The sequence below is a fragment of the Donghicola eburneus genome, from assembly GCF_900115865.1.
Taxonomy (GTDB): Bacteria; Pseudomonadota; Alphaproteobacteria; order Rhodobacterales; family Rhodobacteraceae; genus Donghicola; species Donghicola eburneus.
In genome coordinates, this window is record NZ_FOXY01000008.1 from 31420 (window position 1) to 44716 (window position 13297).

12 protein-coding genes are annotated in these 13297 nt (G+C 59.5%); 8 read left to right on the forward strand and 4 right to left on the reverse strand.

The genetic code is table 11. The features are described 5' to 3' along the window. Window positions 1–23 precede the first annotated feature (23 nt). The 4 genes from BM225_RS14320 (at window position 24) to BM225_RS14335 (ending at window position 5591) form a co-directional block, all read left to right on the forward strand. A complete protein-coding gene (locus BM225_RS14320; protein WP_072709533.1) occupies window positions 24–2423 on the forward strand; it encodes a mechanosensitive ion channel domain-containing protein in 2400 nt (799 codons plus the stop codon). A gap of 135 nt (window positions 2424–2558) precedes the next feature. After that, window positions 2559–3524, forward strand: coding sequence for a helix-turn-helix domain-containing protein (locus BM225_RS14325; protein WP_177218634.1), 966 nt, complete (start codon window positions 2559–2561; stop codon window positions 3522–3524). A gap of 126 nt (window positions 3525–3650) precedes the next feature. Continuing rightward, a complete protein-coding gene (adh, locus tag BM225_RS14330; RefSeq protein WP_072709535.1) occupies window positions 3651–5174 on the forward strand; it encodes an aldehyde dehydrogenase in 1524 nt (507 codons plus the stop codon). A gap of 75 nt (window positions 5175–5249) precedes the next feature. Further along, complete coding sequence (locus BM225_RS14335) at window positions 5250–5591, forward strand: DUF779 domain-containing protein (RefSeq protein ID WP_245780502.1); 342 nt, start codon at window positions 5250–5252, stop codon at window positions 5589–5591. A gap of 68 nt (window positions 5592–5659) precedes the next feature. Here BM225_RS14335 and BM225_RS14340 read toward each other — a convergent pair whose 3' ends face one another. Genes BM225_RS14340 through BM225_RS14350 form a run of 3 tightly spaced genes read right to left on the reverse strand, consistent with a single transcriptional unit; the run spans window position 5660 to window position 8761 of the window. Further along, entirely contained in the window at window positions 5660–6703 is a 1044-nt protein-coding gene (locus tag BM225_RS14340; RefSeq protein ID WP_072709537.1) for an ABC transporter substrate-binding protein, read from the reverse strand. Next, entirely contained in the window at window positions 6700–8097 is a 1398-nt protein-coding gene (locus tag BM225_RS14345; protein WP_072709539.1) for a sensor histidine kinase, read from the reverse strand. Before BM225_RS14345 ends, BM225_RS14340 begins: the two co-directional genes overlap by 4 nt. Further along, entirely contained in the window at window positions 8090–8761 is a 672-nt protein-coding gene (locus BM225_RS14350; protein WP_072709541.1) for a response regulator transcription factor, read from the reverse strand. Before BM225_RS14350 ends, BM225_RS14345 begins: the two co-directional genes overlap by 8 nt. A 187-nt stretch (window positions 8762–8948) precedes the next feature. Here BM225_RS14350 and BM225_RS14355 point away from each other — a divergent pair, with 187 nt between their 5' ends. The 3 genes from BM225_RS14355 (at window position 8949) to BM225_RS14365 (ending at window position 12022) form a co-directional block, all read left to right on the forward strand. After that, window positions 8949–9938: a Bug family tripartite tricarboxylate transporter substrate binding protein gene (locus tag BM225_RS14355; RefSeq protein ID WP_072709543.1), complete on the forward strand. Its 990-nt coding sequence runs from the start codon at window positions 8949–8951 to the stop codon at window positions 9936–9938. A 102-nt stretch (window positions 9939–10040) separates the two neighbouring features. Continuing rightward, on the forward strand, window positions 10041–10472 hold the full coding sequence (locus BM225_RS14360; protein ID WP_072709545.1) for a tripartite tricarboxylate transporter TctB family protein: 432 nt from the start codon (window positions 10041–10043) through the stop codon (window positions 10470–10472). Between the two features lie 11 nt (window positions 10473–10483). Continuing rightward, the gene (locus tag BM225_RS14365) at window positions 10484–12022 is read left to right on the forward strand and encodes a tripartite tricarboxylate transporter permease (RefSeq protein ID WP_072709547.1); all 1539 of its coding nucleotides are present in this window, start codon (window positions 10484–10486) and stop codon (window positions 12020–12022) included. A 53-nt stretch (window positions 12023–12075) separates the two neighbouring features. On the opposite strand, the gene BM225_RS14370 is transcribed toward BM225_RS14365, so the two are convergent. Beyond that, window positions 12076–12675, reverse strand: a complete 600-nt coding sequence (locus tag BM225_RS14370) for a TetR/AcrR family transcriptional regulator (protein ID WP_072709549.1) — start codon at window positions 12673–12675, stop codon at window positions 12076–12078. Between the two features lie 87 nt (window positions 12676–12762). Here BM225_RS14370 and BM225_RS14375 point away from each other — a divergent pair, with 87 nt between their 5' ends. After that, window positions 12763–13296 (forward strand): anthrone oxygenase family protein, encoded by a 534-nt coding sequence (locus tag BM225_RS14375; RefSeq protein WP_245780503.1) that lies wholly within the window; start codon window positions 12763–12765, stop codon window positions 13294–13296. Window position 13297: the final 1 nt, after the last annotated feature.

Consider the following 13297-nt stretch of genomic DNA (forward strand, 5'->3'; position numbering starts at 1 on the left):
AGACCGAGAAGAACTTCCGAAAAATGATCCGCCCCCTTTCGACCCTGTCAAAGCTGATGCTGGCCTGTGTCGTGGCACTGATGTTGATGTGGTCCGGCGCTTTGCTGGCGCAGGACAGCGGTGCAGCGATGTCCTCTGACACTTCCGCATCTGACACATCTTCCAGTCAGAGCGCTGAAACCGATAAACTTATCGATGTCCTCCAGAACGATTCCACACGAGAGAGGCTGATCGAAGCCCTTCGGGAGATCGACAACTCGGACTCGTCTTCGGATTCCGAGGGCTCTTCTGATCAAAGCGAAACAACCATTGCTGATGAGGCCGCGCAAACGGTCGAGGACATCACGCAAGCAGACGACGTGTCGTTTGGCCGCCAAATCGCGACCTTTACCAAAGGGTTGGCCGAGGACCTGACAGCGCAGAGTGCGCAAATCTGGCGTCAGATCACCTTTTCGGTGTCGACGCTGACGTCGCTCGACTCTGATGACGCTTCGGACCTGCTAGCAACCTTCAAGGACTTGGCACTGGTGATCGTCTCGACCATCGCGGTGTTCATTGTTCTGCGCAGCTTTGCAACCAGCTATTACAAGCGTCTGGGGGCCAAGGCTTCTGACAGTCTCTTCCTGCGCTCTGTCGGTTTGTTCTTCCTGTCCGGCGCGATCGACGTCCTGATCGTTCTAATTTCGTGGCTCGCGGGCTATGCGCTCGCGCTCATGGTCTTTGGTGAATTCGGCGAGATCGGCATCCGTCAGACACTGTATCTGAACGCCTTCCTTGTGGTGGAGCTGATCAAAGTCGTCGTGCGCCTGATCTTCTCTCCCGCAACGTCAAGCCTGCGGATGTTCCCGCTGAATGACGATACCGCCGGTTACGTGTCGCGCCGGTTGAACCTGCTGATCGGTCTACTGGGCTATGGCCAGCTGCTGGTCGTGCCCGTCGTGAACAATGATATGTCCTATATGACGGGCCGCGCAGTGACGCTAATTCTCGCGCTGCTGGTTCTGGGCATTATCATCGCGACCGTTCTGCGCAACCGCACCAATGTGGCCAGCTATCTGCTGGGGCGCGACGAAGAGGACGCTCCCAAAGGGGCCGCGCGCGTTTTGGCGCGCAACTGGCACTGGCCGGTGCTGCTGTATTTGGCAGGCGTGTTCGTGATCGTCATGACCCGCTCCACCACCGTTGTGTTCCAAACATTTGTGAATACGGCCCAAGTCGCGCTAGTTGTCCTGATCGGCATGATGGCTTCTGGCTGGCTGACCCACTTTGTGCGCCATGGCGTGCGCTTGCCCGCCTCGTGGAAAGAGCGTCTGCCGCTGCTGGAATCGCGCTTGAACAAGTTCGTGCCCAAAGTGCTGGCTGGCTTGCGCGTTGTGCTATTCCTCTTTGTTGTCGTCTTTGCGCTTAACGCGTTGGGTGTGTTTGACCTTGGTGCAGCATTGGCGTCGAACTTCGGGGCAAATCTGTCGGCCAAGACCATTAGCGTGATCCTGATCCTTGCAGTGTCCTGCCTGATCTGGCTGTCGCTGACCTCTTGGGTGGATTATCGTCTGAACCCCGACTGGGGCTCCGCCCCAAGTTCGCGCGAGACCACGCTGCTGAGCCTGCTGCGCAATGCGGCGACCATCGCGCTGATCATCATCACGCTGATGTTCGTGCTCTCGCAAATTGGTCTGGATATCGCGCCGCTGCTTGCTTCGGCTGGTGTGCTGGGTCTGGCCATTGGTTTTGGTGCGCAGAAGATGGTGCAGGACATCATCACCGGCATCTTCATCCAATTCGAGGGAGTGATTAACGTCGGCGACGTGATCACCCTGAACGGCACCACCGGTGTGGTCGAAAAGCTGACCATCCGCTCGGTATCCCTGCGGGATTATCAGGGCATCTACCATATGATTCCGTTCAGCAGTGTCGACATGGTGTCCAACTACATGATGGAATACGGCTACTTTGTTGCCGACATGGGCGTGGCCTATCGCGAGAGCGTGCCCGAGGTGAAAGAAGCCATGTTCGATGCCTTCAACGAGCTAAAAGAGGGCGAAAATGGCGCCAAGATCACTGGCGACTTTGAATGGTTTGGTCTGAACAGCTTTGGTGACAGTGCCATCGTTCTACGTGGCCGGATTAAAACCCGTCCCGGCGATCAGTGGGGCATTGGCCGTGCCTATAACGAGATCATCAAGCGCATCTTCGATGAGCGCGGTATCGAGATCCCGTTCCCCTACCAGACCCTCACTTGGGCCGAGAACAAGGACGGCTCGTCCGTTCCGATGCGGGTCAAGAAAGAGAACCAAGAGATCGTCGAAGGCGAAGCCGACGACGTCTCGGATCCTGCGGACGCTCGCAACAAGCCCAAGGAATTGGATTTGCCCGATCACACCGACGGCGAAGCGGGTGATGACGGAGAAGACGGCGGGCGGTAATCCGCTGCAGTAGGACCAATTGACGATGGCCCGCAAGGTTTCAGACCTTGCGGGCCATTTGTCGTTGCAGGACACTACGCGCGCACGCCTTCCGAGTGAGGACGAAGTGAGGCGCGCTGTATGAGGGAGGTACTCATGTCCGAGCTTCATAACCACGCAGACCGCGTGCTGTCCGTTGTCGAGTCCAGTTCTGCGGCTGCGTTGTCGCGTTTGGCCGCGTCTTGGCGGCGGTCCTTGGTCCGGCACGGGATTGACCCAGCGACAGTGCAGGGGCCTCAGCGTCTGACCCAACGCGAACTCAATGTTCTTGTGGAATCGAATGACAGCTTCTTGCGCAGCGCGACGCCGCGGGTGGACAACCTGTATGCGCTGGTGGGGCAGTCAGGCTGTGCTGTCCTGCTGACCGATGCGCGCGGAATCGTTTTGCAGCACCGTGTGAATGACGGCGACGCCGAGGTATTCTCGGACTGGGGCCTGTGGTCTGGTGGTAACTGGAGCGAAGAGGCTGAGGGCACCAATGGCATCGGCACCTGTCTGGCAGAGCGCCGCCGCGTGACGATCCACCGAGATGACCATTTTATCGCGCGCAACACCGGCCTCAGCTGTATGGACGCACCGATTTTTGGGCCGAATGGGCAGCTGTTGGGCGCGCTGGATGTCTCCTCGGCCCGCAGCGACCAGACCGAAGGCTTCAATCAACTGATCTCTGCGATGGTGGAACAAACAGCCCGCCAGATCGAGACAGACTTTTTCCGCGCAACTTTCCCCAAGGCGCGGATCATTGTTGCAGGGGATGACACACGCGAAGGTTCACTGCTCGCGGTGGATCAGGATGATTTGGTCGTTGGTGCCACACGTCTCGCCCGCGCCGCGTTGGATTTGCCGACCGAGGGAGAATTGCGTCCGATCCCCGCTGTGGACCTGCTCGGCCGCTCCGAAGAATCGCCTAAGGGATTCGAAGGGGCCGAGCGCGCAGCTGTCATGCGGGCGCTTTCGCGTGCGGATGGCAACGTTTCTGCGGCGGCCAAAGCGCTCGGAATCGGTCGGGCGACTATGTATCGCCGGATGAAGCGCCTCGGGATTTCCGAAAAGTCTCACTGACTGTCTCAGTCCTGAGACACTCCCCCGAAACATGAGACTTTGGTGGGGATGCGCAGGACCAAAAGGGTGGGCATCGTCCTCTCAATCCCGGTCGGAGGATACGCCGGGTCAACGAGGAGGAATACCATGAACGAGATGGCTCAAGCCGGTTCGGCCAACCGTGTGTCGCCCTTTAAAGAGCGTTATGACAACTTCATCGGCGGCAAGTTCGTTGCCCCCGCAGCAGGCCGTTACTTTGACAACGGCAGCCCCATCACTGGCGGCAAAATCTGTGAAATCGCCCGTTCGGACGCGACCGACGTCGAAGCGGCGCTGGACGCAGCGCACGCAGCCAAAGCGGCATGGGGTCACGCATCGACCACCGAACGCGCTGCAGTTCTGCTGAAAATCGCAGACGTCATGGAAGAAAACATGGAGCTTCTGGCGACATGTGAAACTTGGGACAACGGCAAGCCGATCCGCGAGACCATGGCGGCTGACCTGCCGCTGGCAATCGACCACTTCCGTTACTTTGCTGGCGCTCTGCGCGCTCAGGAAGGTTCGATTTCGGAAATCGACGCGGACACCATCGCGTACCACTTCCACGAGCCTCTGGGTGTTGTTGGCCAGATCATTCCCTGGAACTTCCCCCTGCTGATGGCCTGCTGGAAACTGGCACCCGCACTGGCAGGCGGCAACTGCATCGTTCTGAAGCCCGCAGAACAGACCCCCGCAGCGATCATGGTTCTGTGTGAACTGCTGGCCGACGTCATCCCCGCAGGCGTTCTGAACGTCGTCAACGGCTTTGGTCTGGAAACCGGCAAGCCGCTGGCACAGTCCAAGCGCATCGCGAAGATCGCATTCACCGGCGAAACCTCGACCGGTCGCCTGATCATGCAGTACGCGTCGGAAAACCTGATCCCCGTAACTCTGGAGCTGGGTGGCAAGTCGCCGAACATCTTCTTCGAAGACGTTGCAGCACATGACGACGACTTCTTCGACAAGGCGATCGAAGGCTTCGTGATGTTCGCGCTGAACCAGGGCGAAGTTTGCACCTGCCCCAGCCGCGCGCTGATCCAGGAATCGATCTACGAGAAGTTCATGGAGCGCGCTCTGAAGCGTGTTGAAGAAATCGTTCAGGGCGACCCGCTGGACCCCAACACCATGATCGGTGCGCAGGCCTCGCAAGAGCAGCTGGAAAAGATCCTGAGCTACATCCAGATCGGTCGCGACGAAGGTGCGGAAGTTCTGGCTGGCGGCGATCGCAACATTCTGGGTGGTGATCTCGAGAACGGCTACTACGTCAAGCCGACCGTGATGAAGGGCCACAACAAGATGCGCATCTTCCAGGAAGAGATCTTTGGCCCCGTTGTGTCGGTCACGACCTTCAAGGACGCGGAAGAAGCTCTCGAGATCGCGAACGACACCCTCTACGGTTTGGGTGCAGGCGTCTGGTCGCGTGATGCGAACACCTGCTACCGCTTTGGCCGTGCCATCGAGGCAGGCCGTGTCTGGACCAACTGCTACCACGCGTACCCCGCACACGCGGCGTTCGGTGGCTATAAGCAGTCCGGTGTTGGCCGCGAGAACCACAAGATGATGCTGGAGCACTATCAGCAGACCAAGAACATGCTGGTCAGCTACAGCCCCAAGAAACTGGGCTTCTTCTAAGTCTGGAACACGTGGGGGGCTGTCGGCCCCCCACACCCCCCGAGGGTATTTTCGCCAAGATGAAGGAGGCGGGTCGTGTCTGAAAAACTGGACAAGGTGTCTGCCACCCCTGAAGCGCTGGAATTCCTGTCCGAGATCGTTGCCGATCATGGGCTTGTGATGTTCCACCAGTCCGGAGGCTGCTGCGATGGCTCGGCCCCGATGTGTTACGCGCAAGGGGATTTCCGCATTGGCGAGCACGATGTTTTACTAGGAGAGATTGGCGGCATGCCATTCTACATTTCGGGTAGTCAGTACGAGGTGTGGAAGCACACGGATTTGATCATCGACGTGATCGACGGCCGTGGCGGGATGTTTAGCCTTGATAATGGGCGGGAGCGTCGTTTCCTCACGCGTTCCAAGCTCTGCGCCACCTGACTCCCCACTCCTATCCAAGTGGCGCTATCCGGCGCAGGCCCCTCCTCACTGGCCTGCGCCTTATTCTTTTATGGGGATAGGAACTGAGGGGCCCCGAAGGTGGAACGCCACTGCGCGATGAACCGTTTGCGGCGGTGTTGGTCTAAGGCGACCAGAAGCATCGGATTGATCGGGATCGCACGTTCCGAGCTTTCGGGCAGGAAGGTCTCTTCGGGGTCGCGGCGCATTACGAGGCCACTTTCGCGTAGCAGCGCGTTTCCTTGGCTGGAGAGCAAGAAGTCCAGCAGCCGTGTGGCGGCACCTTGGTTCTGTGCGTTTCGCGGGATCATGTAGGCGCGTGACAGGAATAGCGTGTAGTCCTCTGGCATCACCACGCTGACATTGTCGCGGTACTGGGTGCTGACGTAAGACCCAAGCACGTTGTACGCGATCAGATAGCGGCCTGAACTGACCCCTTCGATGATCTCGTTCGAGCAGCAGGTGGCAACCGCGTTTACGCGGCTGAAGCCCTCGAGCAAAGCGCCAAATGTGCTGGCCTCAATACTGTCTGAAAACGCGAAGAGGTAGCCTAGGCCCGAGGCTTCGATGTCGTACGTGGCGATGCGATCCTCGTAAATGGGATTCTCGCGCCGCATAAGGTCCAGCAATTCGAAGCGGCTGTGTGGGACGTCCTCTTCTGAAACGAGCGCGGTGTTGTAGATGATGACGGCGGCTTCGCGCGTGATCCCCCAAAGCTCGTCGCGCCAGCGCCGATCATTGGGCAGGGCTTCGGTGAGGGGGGATCGGTAGGGCGCCGCGCACGCGCTGTTCACCAAGGACACAAGCTGGTGCACCGCCGAGGATAGGATCGCATCGGCACCGCGACCGGCTTCGCAATCCTTGAGGGATTCGGCGTAAAGCGCGTTTGAGCCCCACTGTTCGTAGATTACGCGGATGTCGGAGTTCAGACGGACGAACTCTTCGATTGTAGGCCCCAAGACGCGGATATCCGTGGTGGAGCGAAACAGCATCGGGCGGGCGGACTCTGCGCCAAACACGGCAACCGCTTCTTCGGCATGGGCTGGCAGGCTAAAGAGGCACAGCAAAAGGGCCGCGATCATTCTGCGGATCATTGGGGCTCTCCGGTTTGGGCTGGTAGGGTGAGTGTAACGCGGAAGCCGTCTTCGCCCCGTCCCATGGTCAGCTCACCTGCGAAAGCGCTGGCGACAGAGCGAACGATAGACAGGCCCAAGCCTGCGCTGCGCCCCGAAGAGGCGGCGCTGCGTTCGAAGCGTTGGCCGATGCGGTCCAGAATGTCGGCGGGGGGGCCAGAGCCCGCATCCTCGACCCAAATTTCCGCCGAGCCCCCATGTTGCGATACCCCGATAACCACGGGCGACTGGCCATGGCGCAGCGCATTGTTAAACATGTTTTTTGCCGCCTCGACCAAAGAGATCTCGTCGGCCAGTACAATCACTTCGTCCGGTCCGATCCGCAGTTCCACCTCTGTTTCGGGCGAGAGAAGTTCGTGATCCTTGGTCTCGACGACATTCAGAGCGATGTCGCGCAAATCCACTGGCAAAGGTGGCGCGCTGTCTGATCGGTGGATCACGAGCGCGCGGGACAGCATCTGGTCCAAAAGTTCGCCCAAGGATCGCGAGCGGCGCGTCAGGCGGGTGACCATCTGGTTTCGCACGTCCTCGTCTGTGGCTTCGACGATTAGCTCTGATTGAGCTCGGATAGCGGCAACGGGGGTGCGCAGTTGATGCGCGGTGTCCGAAATCAGATGTCGCATGCTACTGACCTGACGGTCCAGACGCAGCATAAACCGGTTCATGGCGTCGATCATGACGGACACTTCGGCGGGCACGTTCCGGTCCATGGGGGTCAGATCGTAGGGATCTCGGTCCAGTAATTCATCGGCGATCTTGTTTAGCGGGGCCATCGCATTGCGGATCACGAGTGTGGCCAGAACCATCAGCGCAAGTCCAGCCACGAGCGAAGCGATCAGGGCATCCCGGGTCAGTCCCAGAGCCATGACATTCCGAGCGGCGAGCGTTTGTCCGACCGTTACGCTGACCGTGCCCGAAAAATCCCTTTCGGCAAAGCGGCGGTACACAGTTACGAAACGCGCAGCCTCGTCTTGCATGGGGGCATCGTAGAACACGGGGCCACCTGTCGTGCTCGATTTCGGCAGGCGCACATGGTCTTGGCCCGTCAGAAGTTGCCCGCGCGAGCCGCGCACGGCGTAGGCCACGCGGTCATCGGGCGCCAGCGCCAAGAGTTGGAAGGCCGAGACTGGGAGATCGGTCAGAGGTTCGCCCCCGATCACCGCAATCGACTCTGCGATGTCGTTGGCGGCGCCTAAAAGCAGGCGGTCATATGCTTGGCGGGCAGCTTGGCGGCCGTAGGCAAAGCTCGCGATGGCAACAATGATTCCACCGATCAGCAAAAGCGAGAGCACACCTGTCACCACACGTGACGACAAAGATCGCTGTCGCGCGGTGGAAATCAGAGGCTCATTCATCCAGAATGATCCGGTATCCGAGCCGTCGTTGGGTCTCGATCGAGACGCCGCTGCCCGCCAGTTTCTTGCGCAGGCGGCCGATATACAGCTCGATCGCGTTCAATCCCACGTCCGCGTTTTCAAAGGCGAAAAGGCCGTCATACAAGCGCTCTTTGTTCAGAGTTTTGCCACTGTTTCGCAGCAAAAGCCCCAGCAGAGCAGCCTCGCGCCGCGTCAAGTCCAAAGGTGTGTCCGACAGGTCTGCGGTCATCGTCGACGGCTGGAATTTCAAAGGGCCAAGGGTCAGTGTGTCGGTCTTTTGTTCGGCCTCGCGGCGGACAAGAGCGCGGAGGCGGGCCTCTAGTTCCCTGTAATCAAAGGGCTTTACCAGATAGTCATCAGCCCCGAGATTTAGTGCGGATACTCGGTCATCCACGGAAAACAGCGCGGTTAGCATCAGAACAGGCGTGCGCACGCCGCGTGCGCGCAGGTCTGCAAGCAGTTCTGTACCCGTGCGATCAGGAAGGTTGATATCGAGAACCAAGGCATCATAGCGCTGCACAGCGAGGAAATCCTCGGCTGCCTCGCACGATTCGGCCATGTCACAGGCCATACCTGCCTTGCCTAGGCGAATCGCGATGGCCTCTGCCATGTCGGTGGCGTCCTCGACAATCAGAATGCGCATCTTTTTCCTCTATCGGGTCTATCTGCCGGCGCTTTGCTGTCAAATTGACAGGTTCGCGACAGCTTTCATCGCTACTTAACTCCTTCATAGCCCGCCAAGAGGAGACTGCAAACACAAGCAGCGCTGGCGGGTTCATACCGGACAGGCCCGAAATCTGTCTGATGGATCACTGTGGAGGAGAACATCAATGATCTTTAAAGCGACTCGTATGACCGTGGCCGCCCTGATGCTGGGTGCATCCGCATTTGCAGCGTCCGCCGAAGGCTGGCAGCCCGAGAACCCCGAGTGTATCGCTCCCGCAAACCCCGGTGGTGGCTGGGACTTCACCTGCCGTCAGGTTGGTAAATCCATGCAGGACCTCGGTCTGATCGAGAAAACCATGCAGGTCGTGAACCTCGCCGGTGGCGGCGGTGGTGTGGCGTTTGCCGAAGTTGTGAACAAGCGCGGCGACGATAATGACCTGATCGTTGCAGGTTCGACCGCAACTGCGACTCGTCTGGCGCAGGGCGCATACCCCGGCAACACCTATGACCAGGTGCGTTGGCTAGCGTCGATCGGTGCGGACTACGGTGTCATCGCCGTTGCAGCCGACAGCGAAGTGAACACCCTGCCCGAACTGCTGGACATGATCAAAAACGATCCCACCTCGGTATCGGTTGCTGGCGGCTCGGCTGTTGGCGGCTGGGACCACCTGAAGGTTCTGATCGCAGCAAACGCATACGGCGTCGAAGATGTCCGTTCGGTGAAATATATCGCGTTTGATGGCGGCGGCGAAGCTGTGACCCAGCTGCTGGCTGGCTCGGTTCAGGCGTTCACCGGCGACGTTTCCGAAGCAAAAGGCTTTGTTGACAGCGGTGACGTCAAAGTTATCGCAGTTCTGTCGCCCGAGCGTCTGGGTGGCGAATTCGCTGACTTCCCGACTGCAAAAGAGCAGGGCATCGACGCGATCGGCGCAAACTGGCGCGGCTTCTACGCCCCCGCTGGCATGAGCGACGAAGCATACGAAGCATGGGTTTCGAAAATCGGTGATCTGTATGAATCGGCCGAGTGGAAAGACATCATGGCAGCAAACGGTCTGGCACCGCTCGACCTGCGCGGCGATGAATTCCAGACCTTTGTTTCGCGCTCTGTGAACCAGATCCAGAACATCTCGAAAGAGATCGGGATCATCAAGTAATTCTACGCAGCCCCCCTGTGTAGACACCTAGGGACGCCGCCTCTCCCCTTCATGCGGCGTCCCTTTCCATATCCAAACCATAGCCGTCTCAGGAGATCCTTGATGAGTGATCGTATCTTCGGCGTGTTCGGCGTTCTTCTGGCCATCGGGTACGCAATGTCTGCCCTCGCCATTGAAGAGAGCTTTTTGTCGGACGCAGTCGGCCCCAAAGCCTTTCCCCTGATTATCGCAGCTATCCTCGGCATCAGCTCTGCCGTGATTGCGATCAAACCCGATCCCGAGCCGCACTGGCCTGACTTTGGTCGCTTCGTCGAAATCGCGGCCGCCGTCGTCGTGATGGTCCTGTACGCAGAGTTCCTGCCGATCATCGGATTTGTCTTCGCGACCGCAATCGCTGCCACCTATCTGGCGTGGCGTCTGGGCTCGACCATCATCGGATCTGTCGCAACAGGCGTCGGAACCTCGGTCGGCATCTACGTTATCTTCCACCTCGTGCTCGGGCTGTCGTTGGCCCGTGGCCCGCTCGGCTTCTAAGGAGACACGATATGGATATCCTTTCTGCTCTTGGCGATGGCTTTGCGATCGCTCTGACCTTTGAAAATCTGCTTCTGGCGCTGCTGGGCTGTTTTCTGGGGACTGTTATGGGCGCGCTGCCCGGCCTTGGGCCGTCGAACGGCGTGGCTATTCTGATCCCGCTGGCGTTCACGCTGGGTCTGGGGGCGACGCCGTCGCTGATCCTGCTGACGTCTGTGTACTACGGCGCCATGTATGGTGGCCGCATCAGCTCGATCTTGCTGAACATTCCGGGCGATGAGCCTGCGATGATGACCTGTCTCGACGGTCACCCGATGGCGAAAAAGGGCATGGCCGGCGAAGCGCTGTCCCTCTCCGGTATCGCCTCTTTCGTGGGTGCGTTCTTTGCAACATGGGGTCTGATCCTGTTGGCGCCCCAGCTGGTCAAAGTCGCCCTGCTGTTCGGCCCCGCTGAATACTTTGCCCTGTTCGCTTTGGCGTTCATGACCCTTGGTGGCGTGAGCTCGACCAACCAAGCCAAGTCGGCCTTCGCCGCTGCGCTGGGTCTGGGTCTGGCGATGATCGGTGTGGACACCCAGACCGGCGTGCCGCGCTTCACCTTTGGCGAAGTGCACCTCTATGACGGTCTCGATTTCCTTGTCGCTATCGTGGGTCTATTCGCCCTGTCCGAGGTTCTGATCTTCCTCGAAGAGCGTCACGGCAAAGCCAGCGCCGAAGGTCGTCAACTGAAAGTGGGCCGTCTGACGCCGCCGCTGTCGATGATCAAGCAGTGTACGCCGACCATGCTGCGCACCTCTGTTCTGGGCTTCATCGCTGGCGTTCTGCCCGGTGCGGGCGCATCGCTGGGTTCGTTCATCAGCTACTCGATGGAAAAGCGTCTGGTCGACAAAGAAGGCACTTTCGGCACCGGCGATCCTCGTGGTGTGGCTGCGCCTGAGACGGGCAACAACGCGGCTGCGGGTGGTGCTCTGGTGCCGATGCTGGCGCTAGGTGTCCCCGGATCCGGTACCACCGCTGTTCTACTGGCTGTTCTGCTGTCGCTCAACATCACCCCTGGCCCGCTGCTGTTCACCCAGAACCCTGATGTGGTTTGGGGTCTGATCGCAGCGCTGTTCATCGCGAACTTCATGCTGCTGGCGATGAACATCCCGATGGTCGGCCTGTTCACCCGCCTGCTGATGGTACCCCCGCGCATCCTGATGCCTGTGGTTGCGATGGTCAGCTTTGTCGGCATCTACGGCATCTCGGGCTCGTCCTTTGACCTGCTGGTGATGATCGGCTTCGGTGTCATGGGCTGGGTTCTGCGCAAGCTAGATGTGCCGCTGGTGCCCATCATCCTCGGGACCCTGCTGGGGAACTCGATGGAGGCCAACCTGCGCCGTGCGATCACCATCGACAACGGTGACTGGTGGACCCTCGTGGATAGCCCCCTGTCGCTCGGACTATGGGCGATTGCGATCATCGGCTTCGTGATGCCCATCATCTTTGGCCGTGTCGTGAAAAACAAAATGCGCCAGCGCAAAGACGAAGAAGGCGCAATCTCGGACTAAAAAACGACCACTCACGCAACTCGAAGCCCTCGCCCTAGCGGCGGGGGCTTTTTTTACGTGGCGGGCATCAAAGTGCGAAGACCTTGGATCGCGCGCTTGGCCCGCGCCGCGCGCATATCCGCGGACGGGACGGGCACCCGCGCAACCACCCGACGGATTTGCCAGTCCCCCAACAGCAGCGACAGATACAGATCGCAGGCCGCCTCTGCGGGTCCAGAGATGGCCCGCTGCCGGATCGCGCGTTCCATCACCGCGACGATTAGAGGCTGCACGGTGTCTCGTCCTGCCTCGGCCAAGGTTTGTCCAAGCGTCCCGCTAGCATCCGCCGCTGCCGCTCGGTTCAAGGCGACCGCGCGCTCTCCGAGCAGGGTGTCCAAGAGCAAGGGGCCGAACTCTTCGAGCACGTCGAGCGGCGCACGATCCTGCGCCGCCGCCTGCCGCAAGACGGACGCGACCCGATCAGCGTTGCGCGTGACGAGGGCGCGAAAGAGCCCGACCTTGTCCCCATACCAACGGTACATCGTCTCGTTCGAGCATTTCGCCCGCTTGGCAATCGACAGCATCGAAGCACCAGCGAACCCTTTCTCTGCCAGAACCGCGTAGGCTGCCTCTTCGATTTGTTCGCTCCGTGCGTCTTTCTTGGTGTCCTGCATAGTCGTCTCCCAATCACTTGACCGAATCCGTACATCTCGTTACGGATCTTGTATAGGCGTACACATCATTACGGATTGGGGTATTTCATGACGATGACACAGACAGTTCACTCCACCAGATCGATTGATCTGGTCACAGGGGCGCTGGTTCTTTCGCTCTTGTTCAGCGGGGCGATCTTTGGGTTTTTCTATGCATGGGTCTGCTCGACCATGTGGGGGTTGGATCACGCGGATCCGCGTGTTGCCATTATCGCGATGCAAGAAATGAACGCTTCCGTCCGAAACGCTGTCTTCGCCCCCGCATTCTTTGGCACGCCCCTTGTGTTGGGCGCAGCGGCGATATTGGCGCTGCGCTCCGGTGCGCGAGCCGCGGGACTGTGGGTCGGAGCGGGCGCGCTCCTCTACCTGTTCGGGGGCCTGTTTCTGACAATGCTGGTGAACGTCCCGATGAACGAAGCACTTGGCGCTCTCCACATCACGCTCGATACGGAGGTGGCCGAGGCCAGCCGCATCTGGACCGACTATTCAGACCCGTGGAAGGTTTGGAACATCACGCGGACAGTATTTTCGGGCCTTGCGATGGTGTGTGTCGGGATCGCTATCTCCCAGCGCAACGCCTAAG

Bases quoted from the DNA above. Each gene is read 5' to 3' on its own strand.
- BM225_RS14350 (WP_072709541.1), bottom strand. From the start codon at position 8,761: ATGCGCATTCTGATTGTCGAGGACGCCACCGACATGGCAGAGGCCATC.
- BM225_RS14375 (WP_245780503.1), top strand. From the start codon at position 12,763: ATGACGATGACACAGACAGTTCACTCCACCAGATCGATTGATCTGGTC.
- BM225_RS14370 (WP_072709549.1), bottom strand. From the start codon at position 12,675: ATGCAGGACACCAAGAAAGACGCACGGAGCGAACAAATCGAAGAGGCA.
- BM225_RS14345 (WP_072709539.1), bottom strand. From the start codon at position 8,097: ATGAATGAGCCTCTGATTTCCACCGCGCGACAGCGATCTTTGTCGTCA.
- BM225_RS14355 (WP_072709543.1), top strand. From the start codon at position 8,949: ATGATCTTTAAAGCGACTCGTATGACCGTGGCCGCCCTGATGCTGGGT.
- BM225_RS14325 (WP_177218634.1), top strand. From the start codon at position 2,559: ATGTCCGAGCTTCATAACCACGCAGACCGCGTGCTGTCCGTTGTCGAG.
- BM225_RS14360 (WP_072709545.1), top strand. From the start codon at position 10,041: ATGAGTGATCGTATCTTCGGCGTGTTCGGCGTTCTTCTGGCCATCGGG.
- BM225_RS14340 (WP_072709537.1), bottom strand. From the start codon at position 6,703: ATGATCCGCAGAATGATCGCGGCCCTTTTGCTGTGCCTCTTTAGCCTG.
- adh (WP_072709535.1), top strand. From the start codon at position 3,651: ATGAACGAGATGGCTCAAGCCGGTTCGGCCAACCGTGTGTCGCCCTTT.
- BM225_RS14365 (WP_072709547.1), top strand. From the start codon at position 10,484: ATGGATATCCTTTCTGCTCTTGGCGATGGCTTTGCGATCGCTCTGACC.
- BM225_RS14320 (WP_072709533.1), top strand. From the start codon at position 24: ATGATCCGCCCCCTTTCGACCCTGTCAAAGCTGATGCTGGCCTGTGTC.